Source organism: Bradyrhizobium sp. SPXBL-02 (genome assembly GCF_051853065.1).
In the GTDB taxonomy this organism is placed as follows: Bacteria; Pseudomonadota; Alphaproteobacteria; order Rhizobiales; family Xanthobacteraceae; genus Bradyrhizobium.
Genome location: NZ_CP182474.1, coordinates 4,696,481 through 4,713,920, shown reverse-complemented (window position 1 = coordinate 4,713,920; position 17,440 = coordinate 4,696,481). Strand labels below are relative to the sequence as shown.

Sequence of the window (17,440 nt, the reverse complement as noted above, 5' to 3'; positions counted from 1 at the left end):
GATCGTTCACTGAGGCAACGAAGCGGGCGCCGGGCTGGAAAGCACTCTGAGGCGGGTACGGCCAAGCCGTCTTGAAAATCGGGCAGTTTACCTATATGACTACTGTAGTCATATAGGTGTCCCATGCGCGAAATTCAGCTTCGTGATGCGAAGGCCAACCTGTCCGCAGTCGTCGATGAGGCGGTCGACGGCAAGCCTGCGGTGATCACGCGTCACGGCAAGAAGCAGGCAGTGGTCTTGGGCTACGAGGAGTGGCAACGGCTGTCGAAGGTCCCAAGCTTCGGGCGGCTCCTGATGGCGGCCCCCACGAGTGCCGGCGATTTGCCGGCCCGGAATCGATCTAAGCTGCGCAAGACCGATTTTTGAGACGTGTACCTCGTTGACACAAACATTATATCTGCGGTGTCGCCGAACCGGACAGTACCTGCGGCGCTGGTCGAATGGATGGATGCGCAATCCGGCATCCTCTATTTGTCGGTCGTGACGATTGCAGAAGTCGAGGATGGAATAGCAAAGCTGCGGCGCGAAAAGGCTACACGCAAGAGTAAGGACTTGGCGCAATGGCTTGACGCCGTGCTGCACCTCTACGGCGATCGTATCCTGCCGTTCGACATGCCGACCGCGCGGCTCGCGGGGCAGCTGTCGGATCGGGCTCGCGGGCTGGGGCATGCGCCTGGATTTGCCGACATCATCATTGCTGCGACGGCGCGCCAGCACGCGCTGATGATCCTGTCCCGCAACGTCAGGCATTTCGAGCCACTCGGCGTGCCCGTACTCGACCCCTTCACTAAATTGCCGCTCTCCTGATTGTTGCGCAGGTGATGCGCGCTTGCGTCGGGTGTGCGCTGTGGTGGTCCATGATACGACGTCTGCATCACCTTTCCGGAGCCAAGCTTGTGTCGATTGCGCCCGCCGCCACTCAGCCTGCCACCACCACCGACCTCGAGCCCCTCGGCTGGATGCGTGGCTTCCCGCCGTCGCCCGACCGCACCATCGCCTTCCATGACGGCTCGTTCCGCAGCTTCCCCGAGCTGCGCTGGGCCTGGAGCAACATCCGTCAGCTCGTTCCCACCGTGAATGTCTGGCGCGGAGCTGGACCTGCGTCGCCTCTGCCGCGCGCGGACCACGACATCGGCGCGGTCGCCTCGACCACGATGGACGGGCGGCCCATGACGTTCGACAAGATGCTGGAGGAGACCTACACCGACGGCATCGCGGTGCTGCATCGGGGCAGGCTGATCTATGAGCGCTATTTCGGCGCGTTGAAGCCGCACAAGCCGCATATCGCGATGTCAGTGACGAAGTCGTTCACCGGCGTGCTCGCAGGGATTCTGGCCGCCGAGGGCAGGATCGATCCGCAGGCGCCGGTGACGGACTATGTGCCGGAGCTGAAGCCAAGCGCGTTCGGCGATGCGCGCGTGCGCGAGGTCATGGATATGACCACGGGGCTGCTCTACACCGAGGTCTATACCGACAAGAATTCGGACGTGTGGGGCCTGCGGCGCGCCAACGGCATGGCGCCGATCCCTCAGGGTTATGACGGCCCGACCACCATCTTCGATTTCCTCATCGCGCAGAAGAAGCAGGGCGAGCACGGCAAGGCCTTTGCCTACAAGACCGTCAACACCGACGTGCTGGCGTGGATCATCAGGCGCGCCAGCGGCATGACGCTGTCCGATCTCTTGTCCGAGCGGATCTGGCAGCCGATGGGTGCGGAGGAGGACGCGTATTATCACGTCGACCGCATCGGCACCGAGAGCGGCGGCGGCGGTCTCTCCACGACGTTGCGCGATCTCGCCCGCTTCGGCGAGACCATGCGCAATCACGGCCGCTTCAACGGCCGCCTGATCGTGCCGTCACAGGTGGTCGAGGACATCGCGCGCGGCGGCGATCCCGAAAAGTTCAAGCCGGCCGGCTACACCACGCTGCCGGGCGCGTCCTACCGCAATCAATGGTGGGTCACGCACAACGAACATGGCGCCTACATGGCGCGCGGCGTCCACGGCCAGGGCATCTACATCGATCCCAAGGCCGAGATGGTGATCGCGCGCTACGCCTCGCATCCGATGGCGGGCAACGCCGCCAACGACCCCGTGACGCTGCCGGCCTACAGGGCGCTGGCGAAGGCGTTGATGGCGGGCGGGTAGGGTGGATTAGCCTGCGGCTGCGCGAAGCGCAGTCCGCCGGCGTAATCCACCATCTCTCGCCGCGCCGTGTTGCCAGATGGCGAATTACGCCTTCGGCTAATTCGCCCTACGAGCTGGCGAAGGCGCTGATGGCGGGCGGGTAGTGCATCGCGAGGCTCGCGCCTCACTCGCGCGCCTCCTGCCAATGCGGATAGGTGACATAGGCGGTGAGGGCGCCTTGCTCGTGCGAGCGGATCGTGACCGTCTCGCCCTTCGGCATGTAGACGATCTCGCCGGGACCGGCGGTGACGGTGCTGCTGTCGCTGGTGACCGAGAGCTTTCCTTCCAGGACGAGCATGACGTCGTCGACTGCAAGCGTCTCGTTCAGGCTCTGGTTCGGCGCGTAGCGGCCGAAGCCGATGGTGATCGGTCCGCCGTGACGCTGGTCGATCACATTGCCGGCGAAGATATCGCCGTCCTGTCCCGGCGAGCGTTCGAGCGAAGCATCGGCGATGGCGAATTTGCGAACTTTCATGAGTTCCTTCCGTTCTAGGCGGGGCTTGGTGGTGGGAACAGGGCACCGATAGACGCCTGGACAGGTGTTTGGTTCGCGTCGGCGTGCGAGGCGGTTTGACGCAGTAGCGTCACTGAATATAAGGATTGACTTATATTAGTGGTGGTCGATATTCATGACCTCACACGAAAGCGACAGGGAGAAGCGCCAATGGAATTCGACGTCGCCAGGGTCCTCGGGCTCGTCACACGTTCGGTGAGGAATTTCGCCAAGGATGGGAAACCGGCGAGCGTCGTGACCCTCACGCGGCTCTACGACACCGGCGTCGACGATCTCTGGGACGCCGTGACCAGCAGGGAGCGGATCCCGCGCTGGTTTGCGCCGGTCGAGGGCGACCTCCGGCTCGGCGGACGCTATCAGGTCAAAGGCAATGCGGGCGGCACCATCACGGCCTGTACGCCGCCGACCCATTTCGCCGCGACGTGGGAATTCGGCGGCTCGACGAGCTGGATCGACGTCAGCCTGACAGCCGAGCGAAGCCAGGCGCGCTTGACGCTTGAGCACACAGCGATCATCGAGGATCATTGGAATCAGTTCGGTCCGGGGGCGGTCGGTATCGGTTGGGACCTCGCGCTTGCGGGACTGGAGCGTTATCTTGCGACCGGGGCATCGGTCGATCATGAAACGGCGGAGGCCTGGATGGTCTCGCCCGAGGGCAAGGACTTCATGACGACGAGCGGCGAGCATTGGCGTGCGGCGCATGTCGCAAGCGGGGTCGATCCTGCCACGGCAAAAGAGCGCTCGGACCGCACCATCGCGTTCTACCGCGGCGAGATGCCGCCCGACATCGTTCATCCCGGCACCGGAAGCTGATGCACGCCTTCGAAGTCCTCGCCGATCCCGTGCGCCGCCGCATCCTCGAGCTACTGGCGCCCGGTGAGTTGGCATCCGGCGAGGTCGTCGAAATCATCGGTGCCGAGTTCGGCATCACCCAGGCGGCGGTCTCGCAGCACCTCAAGGTGCTGCGCGAGAGCGGCTTTGCAAGCGTCCGCGCCGAGGCGCAACGGCGTCTCTATTCGGTCGACGCGGCCGGGCTGCAAGCGGTCGACGCATGGGTCGGCCAGTTCAGGAATTTCTGGGAGCCGAAGCTGGACGCGCTCGCCACCGAGATCGCGCGCGGCAAACGCGAACGTCGCAACGCGCCGATCACCAAGCGGAGCGGGAAGCGGGCGTGAGGAGAGAGAACGCGTAGGGTGGATTAGCAGACCGCTGCGCAGAGCGCGGCGGGCGGCGTAATCCACCATCTCCCTCGTTTCGTCATGTTCAGATTGGTGGATTACGCTTCGCTAATCCACCCTGTACCCTTGTGGGGTTCGTGGCGGCCTTCGGATGTAGACTGGCCGTCCGGGCCGATCCGCCGGGAGCAGCCTTGTCCACCTGTGCCTCGAGCACCGACGTAGGAACCGCGCCCCGGCGGAGCGACCGCGATCGAGATCCGGTAGGAGGTCGCGCCAAGAGCGCCGGTACAGGGACTGATCAGGATCGTGGTGGCCCGCCTTGCGAGCAAGGAGGTCTCAACAATGATCGAAGATGTACGCTGGTTCGTCGGGATCGACTGGGCAACGCGGAGCCATAGCGTTTGCCTGCTGGATGCCGCGGGAAGACAGGTTGCGCAGCACGAGTTCGACCATGGCGGCGCCGGGCTGACGGAGTTGCGTGACTGGCTGCTGGAGAAGACCAAGGCCGCACCGGGACAGATCGCCGTGGCGATCGAGATGCCGCACGGCCCGGTGGTGGAGATGCTGCTCGAGCACGGGTTTGCGGTGTTTGCCATCAATCCCAAGCAACTGGATCGCTTCCGCGATCGCTTCACGGTGGCCGGTGCCAAGGACGACCGCCGCGATGCTCATGTGCTCGGCGCCTCGCTGCGCACTGACCGTGCTGCTTTCCGTCGGCTTGTGGCAGACGATGCGGCGATGATTGAGCTACGGGAGTGGTCGCGCCTGGCGGACGAACTGCAGCAGGAACGCACGCGGCTTGCCAACCGCTTGCGTCAGCAGTTGTGGCGATATTATCCCCAGGCCACCAAGTTGACCGACGATGTCGCCGACGAATGGTTCCTGGCGCTTTGGCAGAAGGTGCCGACCCCCGCCAGTGCGGTCAAGGCCAGCGAGAAGGCCATCGCAGGTGTTCTCAGGGACTATCGTATCCGCCGTCTCAATGCGGCGACGGTGCTCGGGACTTTGCGCGAGGCACCGCTGTTCGTAGCCCCCGGCACGACGGAGGCAGCCTGCGCTCACATCCGCAGCCTGGCGGCACGTCTGCACCTGGTCAATCGGCAGATCAAAGAGGCTCATCAGAACCTGGACCGGCTATGTGCCGAGTTCGAAGGAGAGGAGAAGCCGTCGGGGCAGAGCTCGGAGCAGTGCGACGTGACGATCCTACGCTCCTGGCCAGGAATCGGCAGGATCAATCTCGCCACACTGCTCGCCGAGGCCGCAGAGCCCCTGCGCAGACGAGATTACCATGCTCTGCGCGCCTTGGCAGGGGCTGCGCCGGTGACGCGGCAAAGCGGCAAACAACGCTTCGTGATCCGCCGCCTCGCCTGCAACAGGCGGCTACAGAGCGCCGTCCATCACTGGTCGCGTGTCGCCATCCAACACGACGCTGCCAGCAGGCGACGGTATGATGCCTTGCGCAGAAAAGGACACGGTCACGCGCGGGCTCTGCGCAGCGTGGGAGATCGCTTGCTTTTTGCCCTGTGCACGACGCTCAAGCGACAGACCCCATACGATGCGGACCATAACGGCACAAAGAACTCCGCGAACGGGTGAGCCCCATTCCTTTGTTCGGCCGGGCGACCATTCCTTCGTCCCGACCTGCCGAGCGCCAGAGCGCCGCCCGCAGATGCTGTCCAGGATGCCGAAGGCACCGGCAAAGCCGGCGCGCAGCGTCCTGGACTGCATCGAGCACGGCGCTACCATATTGCCCTATAAGGACGTTCCCCTTGACCAAGGGTAGGAGGTCCTACGAATTCCGAGCCATCTTCTCGTACTTTTTCACCAGCCGCTCCCGCTTCAGCCGCGACAGCCGCTGGATCCAGAATAGGCCGTCGAGCTGGTCGATCTCGTGCTGATGGCACACCGCGCGCAAACCATCCGATTCCTCGGTGCGCATGTTGCCGTCGAGATCAGAATAGCCGATCCGCACCCGCGCATGGCGCTGCACCTCGTCGTTGACCCCGGGCATCGAGACGCTGCCTTCGCGATGCATGATCATCTCCGGCGAGGCCCATGTGATCTCCGGATTGACGTAGGTCTGCGGGCCGTCCTTCGCGTCGAGCTCCAGCACCACGACGCGCAGGGGCACGCCGATATGCGGCGCAGTGATGCCGATGCCGGGCGCGGCGCGCATCGTGTCGAGCAGATCCTGCGCGAGCTCGCGCAAGGCATCGTCGAACACAGTGACGGGGCGGGCCGGCAGCGCAAGCCGGCGGTCGGGATAGCGCACGATCGGGCGAATGGTCATGCAGGCTCCTACCACTCGCTCACGGATCATTGAAGCATGTCTGCTTGACTGTCTACCTACTGGAAGGTAGCTAAGCGCCATGAGCACCGTTTCCTCGACTGCCGACGACATTCTTGCCTGCGCCCGCACGCTGATCATCGCCGGCGGCTACAACGGCTTCAGTTACGCCGACATCGCCGATGTCGTCGGCATCCGCAAGCCGAGCATCCACCACCATTTCGCCAGCAAGGTCGACCTGGTCCGCACCCTCGTGGCGCGCTATCGCGAGGAGGCCCAGGCGGGACTGTCGGCGCTCGAACGCAATGTCGCCGACCCCGCCGAGCAGCTCAAAAGCTACGTCGCCTATTGGGAGGCGTGCATCAAGGACGCGACGGCTCCGTTCTGCGTTTGCGCGCTCCTTGCCAGCGAGCTTCCGATCCTGCCCGAGGAAGTCGCGCTCGAAGTCCGCGCGCACTTCCGCTCGTTGTCGTCCTGGCTGGCTGCGGTGATGGAGCGCGGCAAGCGGCAAGGCCGGCTCCATCTCACCGGCACGGCGCGGGCCGAGGCGGAGGGATTCATGGCAACCGTCCACGGCGCGATGCTGTCGGCGCGCGCTTATGGCGATCCAAAAATCTTCGCGACCATCACCCGGCCGCTGCTGGAGCGGCTTTCCACCAGGCACTGACGTGATCGGCATAGGGCAGGGCGGTTCGAACCTTTCCGCATCCACTTAAACTACCAACTAGTAGGTAAGGAGCAGCAGCTATGAGAAACAGCGAGATGGCTTTGGGCGCCGATCAGGCGCAATGGCTGAAGCAGTACTACTTCATGCGTGCCGCGTTCTCGGCCGCCTGGGTTGTTGCGGCCTTCGCGCTCGCGCCCTCGTCGGCGGCGATCTCGGCGGCGTTGCTCGTCGCTTATCCCGCGTGGGACGCCGCGGCCAATTATCTCGACGCCCTAAACAGTGGCGGGCTGAACCACAACCGCACGCAAGGCCTCAACGTGCTGGTCAGCCTCGCGACCACCATTGCGGTCATCCTGGCCTTGCAGGTCAGCATGAACTGGGTGCTCGGAATCTTCGGGGCCTGGGCGATCCTGTCCGGATTGCTCCAGCTCGGCACGGCCGTGCGCCGCTGGAAGCGCTTCGGCGCGCAATGGGCCATGGTGCTCAGCGGCGGCCAGTCGGCCCTGGCGGGCGGTTTCTTCATCTTCCAGGCCACAATGCCGGCGGTGCCGTCGATTGCGAATGTCGCAGGCTATGCCGCGGTCGGCGCGATCTACTTCCTGGTCTCGGCGGTCTGGCTCACCGTCGGCAGCTGGCGCCGCAGCGCGGCCCTGTGAGCCGCGATGTCACTTACGGATAAGGCGTGCCGTCCTTGTGCAGAAAGCGGCCGTCGGATGCCGGGCTCATCATGTCGATGTCGGAGCAGGTGATGAGGTCGGCTGGCGAGCGCGAGCCGATCTCGAGGTAGACCGCGGTGGCGTCCGAGCGGTTGATCATGTGATGGCCGTTGCCGCTGGCCTTGGGGAAGGCGGCGCAATCGCCGGCGCGCAGCACGGTTTCGCCGCCATCCTCGATCAGCGTCACTTCGCCTTCGAGAATGTAGACGAACTCGTCCTCGTGCGAATGCCAATGCCGCTGGCTCGACCAGCCGCCCGGTGGCAGGCGCATCAGATTGACGCCGAAATCCGACAGGCCGCCGGCATCGCCGAGCCGTTTGCGAATGCGCTCGGCGCAAGGCGCGCTGAAGGACGCCGGATAGCCGGAGCCCTTGCGGGCCGGCACTTTGGCGACGTCGATCTTTGGCATGAGGGGGACTCCAATCGTCGGTTACCGAGGTCGGCGCATTCGCGAACATCTTGCGGTGTGTTACATAAGGGCGTATGTAAGTCAGCATCATGGCCCATATCAGCATCCGCGATCTACAGAAGATTTCCGGTGAAGCCATTGGTGCTTTGCCCGGCCCGACGGCGGTGAAATCGGGTGAGCGAACGGTCGGGCTGCTCATCCCGCTCAAGGCGACCGATCCGGAGCGCTTGGCTGCCGTGCTGGCGCGCGCGGAGCGGCTGGCCAAGGGACGCGACGCGGCCGCGGACGATGCCGCGCTGGCTGAATTCGGCGAGGTCGATCCGGTCGATTGGTCGATTGCTGCGGTGAAAGCCCTGACGCGCAAGCGGAAGACGTGAGACCACCGTCGGCAACAATCGTCATCGATCCGGCCATTCTGGTCGCCGCTGTTCGCGGTCGAAGTTCCGGGGCGCTTTTGGCCGCCGCGGAGAAGGTGGTCTTCGTGACAACGGACCGTGTCGTCCAGGAGGCACGCCGGCGCATCGCGCTCGGCATGCAGCGCCCCGAACTGCTCGATGTGCTCGACGAGCTCGCCGAGCTGTTGACGATCGTTCCCGTTGCGTCGCTGGAGCCGGTCATGGCCCGGTGCGAGGAGACCCTTCGCGATGCCGTGCCGAGCCGCAATGGATCGGTGCGCGATGCCCACGTGCTCGCGCTCGCGTGGAGCGTCGATGGCGATGTTTGGACCACCGATCGCGACTTCGCAGGAACCGGCGTGGCAACGTGGTCGACGCCCAATCTCGTGCGTGGTCTCGGCGAGATCTGAGCATCGAACCGCACAGCATGCGTGGCCCAGCGATGCTCTCGAATGGGGAATGATGCCATTTTGCCGGTGTTTTGCCCGACGGGTCAACCCGCGCCTCGATCTTGCAAATGGCCGTCCTCGTAAGTCATTGATCCCGCTGGCGCCGGCTACTGTGCATGGGGTTGTTTTTCGAGTTTTGTTGGCAGGTCACGAAAGCGTGCGGCAAATGCGACGTCGGCCTGTCGGCCGGCGCAGTTCCCATTCGTCTTCCACGCGAGACAGACCTGACGGGAGACTGAAATGACTTCTTCCAACTATCGCTGGGTGATCGTCGCCGCCGGCGGCGTGCTTGGCTGCGTCGCGATCGGCGGCATGTTTTCGCTGCCGGTGTTCCTGCAGCCGATCACCAAGGACACCGGCTGGTCGGTGACCGGCATCTCCAGCGCGATGACGATCGGCTTTCTGGCGATGGCCTTCACCAGCATGGCCTGGGGCACGCTGACGGACCGGTTCGGGCCCCTGCCGGTGGTGCTGACCGGATCGACCGTGCTGGCGCTCAGCCTGTTCGCGGCGAGCCTCGCCACCTCGCTGATCGTGTTCCAGATCGTGTTCGGCCTGTTGGTCGGCGCCGCCTGCGCGGCGATCTTCGCGCCGATGATGGCGACCGTCACCGGCTGGTTCGATACCAATCGCGGCCTCGCGGTGTCGCTGGTCTCGGCCGGCATGGGCATGGCGCCGATGACGATGTCGCCGCTGGCGGCCTGGCTCGTCTCCGGCCACGACTGGCGCACCTCGATGCAGATCATTGCGCTCGTGGTCGGCGCCATCATGATCCCGGTCTCGTTCCTGGTGCGCCGTCCGCCGGCGCTCGCGCAAGGCCCGGCCGCGCCCGTGGGCGAAGCCGCCGCCGGACAAAACGAGATGTCGATGGGTGAGGCGCTGCGTTCGCCGCAATTCCTGATCCTGCTCGCCACCAACTTCTTCTGCTGCGCGACGCATTCCGGCCCGATCATCCACACCGTCAGCTATGCCGTGAGCTGCGGCATCCCGCTGGTCGCGGCGGTGACGATCTACAGCATCGAGGGGTTTGCCGGCCTCGGCGGGCGCATCGCCTTCGGCCTGATGGGCGATCGCTTTGGCGCCAAGCGCGTGCTGGTCTCGGGCTTGCTGCTGCAGGCCTTCGGTGCGCTCGCCTATGTCTTCGCGCAACAGCTCACGACGTTCTATGCGGTCGGCGCGGTCTTCGGCTTCATCTATGCCGGCACCATGCCGCTCTATGCCGTGCTCATCCGCGAGAACTTCCCGCTCAAGATGATGGGCACGGTGATCGGCGGCACGGCGATGGCTGGCAGCCTCGGCATGGCGACCGGCCCGCTTGCCGGCGGCCTGATCTACGATGCCTTCTCCAGCTATGCCTGGCTCTACATCGCCTCCTGGGCGATGGGCCTAGGGGCCTTCCTGATGGCGATGACGTTCCGCCCGTTCGCAAAGCCGCAAGGCGAGGTGGCGCCGGCGGCGGCATGAATTCGCGATCGAGGCGCGGCGTCAGAGCTGCGCCTCGATCGCGGCCTTGTCGATGACCGACCAGACCTGCCGGATCTTTCCGTCTCGAAATTCGTAGAACACGTTCTCGCAGAAGGACACGCGCCGCCCGTTGACGGCAAGACCAAGGAACGGTCCAGCCGGCGTGCAGTCAAACTTCAATCGGGCGGCGATGCGGGGAGGATCGGAGATCAGCATCTCGATGTGGAACTGCAGGTCGGGTATCTGCCGAACATCCCGTTCCAGCATCGCGCGATAGCCCTCAAGCCCAAGCGGCCGCGCGTTGTGAGCGACCTCATCATGCACGAATTGTCCGAGTGCCGGCCAATCCCGCCGATTGAGGCAGGTGATGTAGGCGCGGTAGATGTCGGCGAGGTCGTCTCTCGTCATATCGAAGCTCCCACTTCGACCTAACGCGCGAGGATCGCGAACCGGTCCCGGCATCAGAGCCGTTTCTCGAAGAACAGGTCCGGGTAAGGATCGTCATTGAAGCGGGGAATCTCGCGCCAGCCGCTGGTGCGGTAGAGCTGGGCGGCCTCGGGCAGCGCGCTGTTGGTGTCGAGCCGCAGCAGCGTGATGCCGAGTTCGCGTGCTGCGGCCTCGGTCGCGTCCATCAGGCGCCGGCCGAGCCGCAGCCCGCGCGCGGCCGGGGCGACCCAGAGCCGCTTGATCTCGGCGTAGCCGTGATCGGTTCCCTTCAAGCCCACGCAGCCGATCGGCAGCGTGTCCGACATCGCGACGATGAAGGTGCCGCGCGGTCGGCGCATGTCCTTGGCGTCGGGATCGCGCGACAGCGAGACGTCAAAGCCTTGTTTGAAGCGGCGGCCGAGCTCGGCATAGTACTCGCCGAGGCAATAGCGTGCCGGTTCGGACTGAGGGTCGATCTCATCCAGCGAAACGCGCTCTCGCGTCAATGCGGATGCGATCAGGTCCATCGCCGCGAGCAAGGCCTCGGCTTGCGAATTCTGAGCGAGGAAGCCTTCGGCCTGCGCGTTCGAGAGCGCTTCGTAGGCTGCGAACTCGCGCCGGCCCGTGCGCGTCAGCCGCGCCACGCGGCGGCGGGCGTCGTCCGCATGCGCGGTGGTCTCGACCAATCCTTCGTCCTCGAGGCTGCGGAGCAGCCGGCTCATCAGCCCGGAATCGAGCCCGAGATAGTCGCGGATCTCGGCGACGTCCGAACGCCCGTGCCCGATCGCATTGAGCACCCGCGCCGCGCCGAGCGGCCGACCGCGCCCGAGAAACGACGTATCGAGTGCTCCGACGGCCGAGGTGACGGCGCGGTTGAAGCGGCGAACGCGGGAGACGGGGTCGAGCATGATGTCTGACTTTAGTCAGATATCATGCGTAGGTCAATCGAGGGAGCGCCGGCGTCACTTCGCCGGCGTCAGCAGCGGCCTGTCCTTGGCGACGATATAGGTGGCAAGTTCGCTGGCGGTCTCACCGCCTACGTTCTTCGCCGCATGCACCGTACCGGCAGGGATGAACAGCACGTCGCCGGCTCTCAGCGTGACCGGCGGCTTGCCCTCGACGTCGTATTCGATCGCGCCCGCCAGCACGTAGATGATCTCTTCGCCCGGATGGGTGTGCCGGCCGAACGCCACGCCCGGGGCAAGGTCGACGCGTACCTGCACCGCCTCGCGCCCGGGCGAGCTGAGATCGTGGCGCTGGAGGTCGGTGCGCGTGACGCCGGCCTGCGCCGCCGCGGCCGGCAGTGTGAACAGATTTGCCGCGAGCAGGACCGCGCTCGACAGCACGCGGAGGGTTCGCAGATGACGATGGCTCATGGTCGGATCCTTGTGGTCACGAGATTGTCCGCGCCGCGCGGGCCCGGCCGATGCCGACCGGTCCGCGGCGTGGCGATTCAGACGAGGGTGGTGGTCACCTCGATATTGCCGTGCACCGCCTTGGAGTAGGGGCAGATGCCGTGTGCGGCCTCGATCAGTTCCTGCGCCACCGCGCGATCGACGCCGGGAACGCTGACGTCGAGACGGGCACGCAGGAAGAAGGCGCCGCCGGCGTTGTTCAGGTCGATCGCGGTGTCGACCGACGGCTCGCTCGGCAGCTTGACCTTGCGCTGGGCAGCGGCGAGCCCGAGCGCGCCGAGATAGCAGGCCGACCAGGCGGCGGCGAACAGGTTTTCGGCCGCCGGGTGCGGCTGGGCCAGCTTGACGTTCAGGAATCCGTCACTGGAGTGCGCGGTGCCGTCGGCGCCCGAGGTGACGTGGGTCTTGCCGGTGAAGAGAACCTTTGCAGCGGAGGTCATGGTCGTATCCTTCGGTTGAATTATTGATCGTATCCGATCTAATCGGATGCGCATGGAAATATACTCGCCGCACCCACCGGTCAAGCTCTTCCGATTTAATCGGATACGATTTATATTGGTCGGCAGATCACGAATTGCGGAGGTTCCCGTGGCCCGTTCCCCCAAATCAGCCGGCAAAGACCGGAAATTGTCGAATTTCCTCTGTTTTGCGATCTATTCGGCCAATCTCGCTTTCGGCCGGGCCTATAAGCCCCTGCTGGACAAGGTCGGCTTGACCTATACCCAGTACATCGCCCTGGTGGCGCTGTCGGACGAGGATGAGCAGACCGTCAGCACACTGGGCGAGAAGCTGTTCCTGGAATCCAACACACTGACTCCGATCCTGAAGAAGCTCGAGCAGATGGGGCTGATCAAGCGCCACCGCGATCCTGCCGACGAGCGGCAGGTGCGCCTGAGCCTGACGCCCGCGGGGCGCAAGCTGATCGAGCAGGATCTCGGCGGGGCGCTGATTGAGGCGACAGGTCTTGGCGACGATTTTCCGGTGGTGCAGAAGACGGTGAGCAGATTGCGCGACAATCTGCTGCGTGCGACCAAGGCCGATGACTAGCACATCGAGACAGGACAGATCGGGAGTCCCCGCCGCGGCACGCCCGTCGCCGAGGCCGGGCCCCATTACGGGAGGACATCGTGAGCAACGCGAGTGAAGCGGCGGACCGGTTGATCGCAGCCCGAAGCAAAGGCGGATCGGTCGCCTGGCGCGCCATTCTCCCTTCGGATCGCCCCGGCGCCTACGCCATCCAGGATGCCACGCTTGCCCGGCTCGGTCCGCTCGGCGGCTGGAAGGTCGGGGCGTCGGGCCCGGATGCCGAGCCCGTCTGCGCGCCGCTGCCGGCATCCGGCCTGCTTGCCTCCGGCGCGCGGCTCGGTCCTGAATTCCGCCTGCGGGGTGTCGAAGTGGAGGTTGCGCTCCGGGTCGGGCGCGCGCTCACCGCTGAAGACGCCGCATTGCCCGATCGCGAGCTGGCACGCGCGTTCGACGCCGTCTATCCCGCCATCGAGGTGGTCGAGACGCGCCTCGAGGATTGGACGAACAGCGTGGCCCTGGCCCAGCTCGCGGATTTGCAGAGCCACGGCGCGTTGCTGATCGGAGCAGCCTCGACAGTCAGCCCTGCTGCCATCGATCTGAGGGCCGTCGAGGCGGATCTCTCGATCGGTGAAGACATCAGCCCTCGAACCACTGGCGGCAATCCGGCAGGAGACGTCTGGCGTCTGCTGCGCTGGCTCGTCCGTCATTGTGCGGACCGGGGTCTGCCTCTCTTGCCGGGCCAGATCGTCACGACCGGTTCGTGCATCGGCATGGTCTTCGCAGAAGCGGGGACCAGAGCCCGTGCACGCCTTGCGGGTTTCGGCGAAGTTACTGTCGATTTCTGAGCAACGAGGCTTGCTTCGCTTCGGCGAGCCGCGACGCGCTTTCCGCATCACGCTCAGCTTTGGGGGCGGATCAACTTGATGTCCTGATCGGCTGCCCACGCGGCGACATCCTCGCGCTTCAGCGCGGTCGCCATCAGATCCGGAAACTGATCCGGCGTGCAGGCGAAGACGGGGATGCCGAGACTTGCGACCTTTGCCGACAACGCAGGATCATAGGAGGGATGCCCTGTGTCGGTCAGTGCCAGCAGCACGATCACATTGACTCCGCGCGTTGCGAGCCGCGCCAGCCGGTCGACCAGCTCATTTGCATTGCCGCCCTCATAGAGGTCGGTGATCAGGACCAGATGCGCTTTCGACGGCCGTTCGATGCGCTCCTCGCAATAGGCGACGGCGCGGTTGATGTCGGTGCCACCGCCTAGCTGGACGCCGAACAGCACCTCGACGGGATCGGCGAGCTCCTCCGTCAGGTCGACGATCGCCGTGTCGAAACAGACGAGCTTGGTTGCGACCACCGGAAGCGAAGCCATCACCGCCGCGAAGATCGAGGCATAGACGACGGAGGTTGCCATCGACCCCGATTGGTCGACGCACAGGATGACCTCTTCGAGATCGACGATGCGGCGCTGCTGGCGCAGGAAACCGATCAGCCGTTCGGGCACGATCGTGCGATGCTCCGCCTGATAGTGGCGCAGATTGGCCTTGATGGTGCGCGGCCAGTCGATGTCGGCAAAGCGCGGGCGACTGGTGCGTAGCGAGCGGTTGAGGGCGCCGCGGACCGCATCAGCCGTACGCCGCTCCAGCCGCTCCATCAGCTCGGCCACCACCTTGGCGATCACAGTGCGGGCGGTGTCCTTGGTCTTCTCAGGCATCACGCCGCGCAGCGCGATCAGATCGGCGATGAGGCTGACATCGGCCTCGACGGTCGCGAGGAATTCGGGCTCAACCAGCATCTGGCGCAGGCCCTTGCGCTCGAAGGCATCCTTCTGGATCACCTGGACCACCGGCGCGGGGAAGAACTCCCTGATGTCCCCGAGCCATTTGGCGACGCGCGGTGCCGAGCCGCCGAGCCCGCCGCGGCCTTTCTTCGGGGCTCCGTCGCCGTCGCCGTAGAGCGCCGTCAACGCCTCGGACATGCGGCGATCGCTGGCGGACAGAGCAGGGCCGTTCTCGGCGCCTTCGGGGTCGACGCCGAGGGCGAGCGTCCAGCGGCGGCTGCGTTCATCGGCCTCGCTCATCGCGCCGCTCCCGCCTTGACAAGTTCGAGTACGCGGACCTGATGCGCCGGCCAGATCTCGTTTGCGCCGGCGATCAGCCGATAGCCTTTGGCGGCAGCGGTGCTTCGCGCGAAGAGCGCATCCATCAGCCGCCGGCGCTCGGTTCGGTCCAGGGCCGAGAAGACGCGGCGGAACAAGGGCAGGCTGGCGGTGAAGGCCTCCTCGTCCAGCGTCATCAACCAGGCATCGACCGCGCCCCGTAGCGCCGCATCGTGGATCAGCCGTTGGCCGGCGCCCTCGAAGAAGCCTTCGAAGAATCCCGCCGCTTCCGCGACCGGCGTTCCGGGCGAGAGCATTCGGGTCAGCAGGTCCGCGGCATGATCGGCTGTCAGCAGCTCGGCCTCGTAGAGCAGCCGCGCGGCGGTGCCGGCGATCAGGCGGGTCGCGTGATCGTCATTCATCAGTGCCCGCAGCGCATCGCGCCAGCCGGCCACGATGTCGGCCTCGATCTGGGCGAGCTGGATCGCGGCGTCGGCCGCAAGGAGCGCACCGCGCAGCTTGGCTGCCGCCGGCGCATCGAGATTGCGCGCAGCATAGGGCAAGGCAAGTGCCGCCTGCACCACGATACGCGGCATCAGCGCCGTCAGATGCTCGACCGTGCCGGTGCGCGCCTCGCCATAGCGCAGGATATCGGCCATCGGCGGCAGTGCGGCAAGGAGCGACGGGCCGTCGCTCGTCAGTGCCGCCTTCGTCTCCAGCGCGGCGATGCCGAACTCGGTGGCGCGCGCCAGGTCGGCGATCATGGCATTGCGCACCAGGCTCGCCAGCGGGCCAAGCTCGGCTTCCTTGCCCATCGCTTCCATCAGGCGCCCGCCCGCGGCTTCCGCGATGGTCGAACCGTAGAGCAGATTTTCCACCAGCCTGACCGCGAATTCTGGCTCCCAGCGCAATTGCCAGTTCTCGCGGAACGTCCCGCGGCTGCGCCCCGCATCCGTCAACCGTCCCCAGGGCACGTCGAGCGCGTTCAGCCGGTGCAGTAGCGTGGAACGCATCAAGCCGCTTTCGCTGCGCAGATCGATTGTGAGCGCCCGCTCCAGCGCCTCCGGCTTGAGGCGCGTCGCTTTCTGCTGACGCTGGAGATCTTCGAGCAGCGGCGCGAGCGGTGTCGATGCTGGGATTGCACCGACGCCCGCGCCGATCAGGAGTTCGGCCGAAATGTCGTCCCACATGGCGCGCTCGCCGTTGCAGAGGCAGGCGATCGCCGCCTCGCGCAGCTCTGCAAAGCCCGGCGCGGGCCGGTCGCGCAGCGCCGCGAGTGCCGTCCCCAGCCGCTGCGCCTCGATCACCGAGGCGGTGGATACGAAATGGCCGCGATCGCGCAGCGCGCGCGTCACCTTGGCAAGCCACTCGGCAGCGCGATCGCGGTCGCGCGTGTCCCAGACATGTGCGCACCATCCCGGCGCCACGACGCCCGCGCCATAGCCGCTGGCGCGCGCCAGCCGCGGCGCGGTCCATGGCGCCCAGGTCGCCTTGATCTTGGTCCTGGGCCGGCCCTTGAGCAATTCGCGATCCGCAGCAAGGCTGCGGCGCTCGGCGAGCGCCGGCACGTGCCAGGCGCCGCAGACGACCGCAACGGCGCCGTCGCATTCTTTGGCCGCCTTCGCGATCTCGATCCGCATATGGGCTTCGCGCGCGGCCTCGCGCGCCGACAGTGATTTTTCGTCCGCACGCAGCGCGGTCATCGCATCGGCAACGGCCGTGAAGATCGGGCCCGTTGCGGGATTCTCCTCGATGACGTCGGACCACCAGGATTCGCCATCGTCATAGCCTGCGGCAGTTGCGAGCGCGCCGATCGGATCGTGGCTGACCGGGTCGGCCTCGGCCCTTGCTGCGATCTCCTCCGCGATATCGCCATCGCTGGCACCCAGCCGGTCCGATGCCGGCAGGTCGATGAAGCGCAGGGTCGCGCCGTGACGCACCGCCCAGCGTGCGGCCTGGTATTCCGGCGAATAATCGGCAAAGGGAAAGAAGCTGGCATTCGCCGGATTGTCCTCGGCATAGGTGAGGAGGGCCACCGGCGTTACCATGTCGGGATCGGCGAGCATCGGCAGCAGCTCGGATGCATCCGCCGGGCCTTCGATCAGCACCGCCACCGGTTTCAGCGCGTCGAGCGCTTCCACCAGCCGCCGCGCAGAGCCGGGGCCGTGATGCCGGATGCCGAAGAGAGAGACCTGGCCCGCCATCGCTCG

The 17,440-nt window shown here is 65.7% G+C and carries 22 protein-coding genes; 13 read left to right on the top strand and 9 right to left on the bottom strand.

Annotated elements, in window-relative coordinates:
• Positions 1–123 precede the first annotated feature (123 nt).
• The 3 genes from ACNJYD_RS22215 to ACNJYD_RS22205 all read left to right on the top strand — a co-directional run bounded on the left by ACNJYD_RS22215 (position 124) and on the right by ACNJYD_RS22205 (position 2,147).
• Positions 124–366, top strand: a complete 243-nt coding sequence (locus ACNJYD_RS22215) for a type II toxin-antitoxin system Phd/YefM family antitoxin (RefSeq protein ID WP_172786382.1) — start codon at positions 124–126, stop codon at positions 364–366.
• A 3-nt stretch (positions 367–369) separates the two neighbouring features.
• Positions 370–807 carry a type II toxin-antitoxin system VapC family toxin gene (locus ACNJYD_RS22210; protein WP_439363305.1) on the top strand — a complete coding sequence of 146 codons (438 nt, stop codon included), beginning with the start codon at positions 370–372 and terminating at the stop codon, positions 805–807.
• A gap of 89 nt (positions 808–896) precedes the next feature.
• Entirely contained in the window at positions 897–2,147 is a 1,251-nt protein-coding gene (locus ACNJYD_RS22205; protein WP_439363304.1) for a serine hydrolase domain-containing protein, read from the top strand.
• Between the two features lie 163 nt (positions 2,148–2,310).
• Here ACNJYD_RS22205 and ACNJYD_RS22200 read toward each other — a convergent pair whose 3' ends face one another.
• Positions 2,311–2,661: a cupin domain-containing protein gene (locus tag ACNJYD_RS22200; protein ID WP_439363303.1), complete on the bottom strand. Its 351-nt coding sequence runs from the start codon at positions 2,659–2,661 to the stop codon at positions 2,311–2,313.
• A gap of 189 nt (positions 2,662–2,850) precedes the next feature.
• Here ACNJYD_RS22200 and ACNJYD_RS22195 point away from each other — a divergent pair, with 189 nt between their 5' ends.
• The 3 genes from ACNJYD_RS22195 (at position 2,851) to ACNJYD_RS22185 (ending at position 5,474) form a co-directional block, all read left to right on the top strand.
• Positions 2,851–3,513 (top strand): SRPBCC family protein, encoded by a 663-nt coding sequence (locus ACNJYD_RS22195; RefSeq protein ID WP_260383363.1) that lies wholly within the window; start codon positions 2,851–2,853, stop codon positions 3,511–3,513.
• On the top strand, positions 3,513–3,875 hold the full coding sequence (locus ACNJYD_RS22190) for an ArsR/SmtB family transcription factor (protein ID WP_439363302.1): 363 nt from the start codon (positions 3,513–3,515) through the stop codon (positions 3,873–3,875). The genes ACNJYD_RS22195 and ACNJYD_RS22190 overlap by 1 nt, the downstream gene beginning before the upstream one ends.
• 345 nt (positions 3,876–4,220) lie before the next feature.
• Positions 4,221–5,474: an IS110 family transposase gene (locus ACNJYD_RS22185; RefSeq protein WP_172789764.1), complete on the top strand. Its 1,254-nt coding sequence runs from the start codon at positions 4,221–4,223 to the stop codon at positions 5,472–5,474.
• 193 nt (positions 5,475–5,667) lie between these two features.
• On the opposite strand, the gene ACNJYD_RS22180 is transcribed toward ACNJYD_RS22185, so the two are convergent.
• Complete coding sequence (locus tag ACNJYD_RS22180; protein ID WP_439363301.1) at positions 5,668–6,168, bottom strand: peptide deformylase; 501 nt, start codon at positions 6,166–6,168, stop codon at positions 5,668–5,670.
• A 79-nt stretch (positions 6,169–6,247) separates the two neighbouring features.
• On the opposite strand from ACNJYD_RS22180, the gene ACNJYD_RS22175 reads away from it, so the two are divergent.
• Together ACNJYD_RS22175 and ACNJYD_RS22170 are read left to right on the top strand one after the other, a co-directional pair.
• A complete protein-coding gene (locus ACNJYD_RS22175) occupies positions 6,248–6,832 on the top strand; it encodes a TetR/AcrR family transcriptional regulator (RefSeq protein ID WP_439363300.1) in 585 nt (194 codons plus the stop codon).
• A gap of 80 nt (positions 6,833–6,912) precedes the next feature.
• Positions 6,913–7,488, top strand: a complete 576-nt coding sequence (locus ACNJYD_RS22170; protein ID WP_439363299.1) for a DUF308 domain-containing protein — start codon at positions 6,913–6,915, stop codon at positions 7,486–7,488.
• Between the two features lie 13 nt (positions 7,489–7,501).
• On the opposite strand, the gene ACNJYD_RS22165 is transcribed toward ACNJYD_RS22170, so the two are convergent.
• Positions 7,502–7,957 (bottom strand): cupin domain-containing protein, encoded by a 456-nt coding sequence (locus ACNJYD_RS22165; RefSeq protein ID WP_439363298.1) that lies wholly within the window; start codon positions 7,955–7,957, stop codon positions 7,502–7,504.
• Positions 7,958–8,046: 89 nt separating this feature from the next.
• Here ACNJYD_RS22165 and ACNJYD_RS22160 point away from each other — a divergent pair, with 89 nt between their 5' ends.
• From ACNJYD_RS22160 to ACNJYD_RS22150, 3 genes are all read left to right on the top strand, one after another.
• On the top strand, positions 8,047–8,334 hold the full coding sequence (locus ACNJYD_RS22160; protein ID WP_172786391.1) for a hypothetical protein: 288 nt from the start codon (positions 8,047–8,049) through the stop codon (positions 8,332–8,334).
• Positions 8,331–8,762 carry a PIN domain-containing protein gene (locus ACNJYD_RS22155; RefSeq protein ID WP_439367502.1) on the top strand — a complete coding sequence of 144 codons (432 nt, stop codon included), beginning with the start codon at positions 8,331–8,333 and terminating at the stop codon, positions 8,760–8,762. The genes ACNJYD_RS22160 and ACNJYD_RS22155 overlap by 4 nt, the downstream gene beginning before the upstream one ends.
• Before the next feature lie 279 nt (positions 8,763–9,041).
• Complete coding sequence (locus ACNJYD_RS22150) at positions 9,042–10,265, top strand: MFS transporter (RefSeq protein WP_439363297.1); 1,224 nt, start codon at positions 9,042–9,044, stop codon at positions 10,263–10,265.
• A gap of 21 nt (positions 10,266–10,286) precedes the next feature.
• Here ACNJYD_RS22150 and ACNJYD_RS22145 read toward each other — a convergent pair whose 3' ends face one another.
• From ACNJYD_RS22145 to ACNJYD_RS22130, 4 genes are all read right to left on the bottom strand, one after another.
• Positions 10,287–10,673 (bottom strand): ester cyclase, encoded by a 387-nt coding sequence (locus ACNJYD_RS22145; RefSeq protein WP_439363296.1) that lies wholly within the window; start codon positions 10,671–10,673, stop codon positions 10,287–10,289.
• A 53-nt stretch (positions 10,674–10,726) separates the two neighbouring features.
• Complete coding sequence (locus ACNJYD_RS22140; protein WP_439363295.1) at positions 10,727–11,599, bottom strand: bifunctional helix-turn-helix transcriptional regulator/GNAT family N-acetyltransferase; 873 nt, start codon at positions 11,597–11,599, stop codon at positions 10,727–10,729.
• Positions 11,600–11,653: 54 nt separating this feature from the next.
• Positions 11,654–12,067 carry a cupin domain-containing protein gene (locus ACNJYD_RS22135; RefSeq protein WP_439363294.1) on the bottom strand — a complete coding sequence of 138 codons (414 nt, stop codon included), beginning with the start codon at positions 12,065–12,067 and terminating at the stop codon, positions 11,654–11,656.
• A 77-nt stretch (positions 12,068–12,144) separates the two neighbouring features.
• The gene (locus ACNJYD_RS22130) at positions 12,145–12,546 is read right to left on the bottom strand and encodes an Ohr family peroxiredoxin (RefSeq protein WP_439363293.1); all 402 of its coding nucleotides are present in this window, start codon (positions 12,544–12,546) and stop codon (positions 12,145–12,147) included.
• A 148-nt stretch (positions 12,547–12,694) separates the two neighbouring features.
• Here ACNJYD_RS22130 and ACNJYD_RS22125 point away from each other — a divergent pair, with 148 nt between their 5' ends.
• A complete protein-coding gene (locus ACNJYD_RS22125) occupies positions 12,695–13,153 on the top strand; it encodes a MarR family winged helix-turn-helix transcriptional regulator (RefSeq protein ID WP_212257500.1) in 459 nt (152 codons plus the stop codon).
• 80 nt (positions 13,154–13,233) lie between these two features.
• Positions 13,234–13,977 carry a 2-keto-4-pentenoate hydratase gene (locus ACNJYD_RS22120; RefSeq protein ID WP_439363292.1) on the top strand — a complete coding sequence of 248 codons (744 nt, stop codon included), beginning with the start codon at positions 13,234–13,236 and terminating at the stop codon, positions 13,975–13,977.
• Positions 13,978–14,030: 53 nt separating this feature from the next.
• Here ACNJYD_RS22120 and ACNJYD_RS22115 read toward each other — a convergent pair whose 3' ends face one another.
• Together ACNJYD_RS22115 and ACNJYD_RS22110 are read right to left on the bottom strand one after the other, a co-directional pair.
• Positions 14,031–15,212 carry a VWA domain-containing protein gene (locus ACNJYD_RS22115; protein WP_439363291.1) on the bottom strand — a complete coding sequence of 394 codons (1,182 nt, stop codon included), beginning with the start codon at positions 15,210–15,212 and terminating at the stop codon, positions 14,031–14,033.
• Positions 15,209–17,434 carry a DUF5682 family protein gene (locus ACNJYD_RS22110; protein WP_439363290.1) on the bottom strand — a complete coding sequence of 742 codons (2,226 nt, stop codon included), beginning with the start codon at positions 17,432–17,434 and terminating at the stop codon, positions 15,209–15,211. The genes ACNJYD_RS22115 and ACNJYD_RS22110 overlap by 4 nt, the downstream gene beginning before the upstream one ends.
• Between the last annotated feature and the right edge of the window lie 6 nt (positions 17,435–17,440).

Excerpts from the sequence above, each read along its gene's own strand:
- ACNJYD_RS22215 (WP_172786382.1), top strand. The coding sequence starts at position 124 with ATGCGCGAAATTCAGCTTCGTGATGCGAAGGCCAACCTGTCCGCAGTC.
- ACNJYD_RS22200 (WP_439363303.1), bottom strand. The coding sequence starts at position 2,661 with ATGAAAGTTCGCAAATTCGCCATCGCCGATGCTTCGCTCGAACGCTCG.
- ACNJYD_RS22195 (WP_260383363.1), top strand. The coding sequence starts at position 2,851 with ATGGAATTCGACGTCGCCAGGGTCCTCGGGCTCGTCACACGTTCGGTG.
- ACNJYD_RS22190 (WP_439363302.1), top strand. The coding sequence starts at position 3,513 with ATGCACGCCTTCGAAGTCCTCGCCGATCCCGTGCGCCGCCGCATCCTC.
- ACNJYD_RS22185 (WP_172789764.1), top strand. The coding sequence starts at position 4,221 with ATGATCGAAGATGTACGCTGGTTCGTCGGGATCGACTGGGCAACGCGG.
- ACNJYD_RS22180 (WP_439363301.1), bottom strand. The coding sequence starts at position 6,168 with ATGACCATTCGCCCGATCGTGCGCTATCCCGACCGCCGGCTTGCGCTG.
- ACNJYD_RS22175 (WP_439363300.1), top strand. The coding sequence starts at position 6,248 with ATGAGCACCGTTTCCTCGACTGCCGACGACATTCTTGCCTGCGCCCGC.
- ACNJYD_RS22170 (WP_439363299.1), top strand. The coding sequence starts at position 6,913 with ATGAGAAACAGCGAGATGGCTTTGGGCGCCGATCAGGCGCAATGGCTG.
- ACNJYD_RS22165 (WP_439363298.1), bottom strand. The coding sequence starts at position 7,957 with ATGCCAAAGATCGACGTCGCCAAAGTGCCGGCCCGCAAGGGCTCCGGC.
- ACNJYD_RS22160 (WP_172786391.1), top strand. The coding sequence starts at position 8,047 with ATGGCCCATATCAGCATCCGCGATCTACAGAAGATTTCCGGTGAAGCC.
- ACNJYD_RS22150 (WP_439363297.1), top strand. The coding sequence starts at position 9,042 with ATGACTTCTTCCAACTATCGCTGGGTGATCGTCGCCGCCGGCGGCGTG.
- ACNJYD_RS22145 (WP_439363296.1), bottom strand. The coding sequence starts at position 10,673 with ATGACGAGAGACGACCTCGCCGACATCTACCGCGCCTACATCACCTGC.
- ACNJYD_RS22140 (WP_439363295.1), bottom strand. The coding sequence starts at position 11,599 with ATGCTCGACCCCGTCTCCCGCGTTCGCCGCTTCAACCGCGCCGTCACC.
- ACNJYD_RS22135 (WP_439363294.1), bottom strand. The coding sequence starts at position 12,067 with ATGAGCCATCGTCATCTGCGAACCCTCCGCGTGCTGTCGAGCGCGGTC.
- ACNJYD_RS22130 (WP_439363293.1), bottom strand. The coding sequence starts at position 12,546 with ATGACCTCCGCTGCAAAGGTTCTCTTCACCGGCAAGACCCACGTCACC.
- ACNJYD_RS22115 (WP_439363291.1), bottom strand. The coding sequence starts at position 15,212 with ATGAGCGAGGCCGATGAACGCAGCCGCCGCTGGACGCTCGCCCTCGGC.
- ACNJYD_RS22110 (WP_439363290.1), bottom strand. The coding sequence starts at position 17,434 with ATGGCGGGCCAGGTCTCTCTCTTCGGCATCCGGCATCACGGCCCCGGC.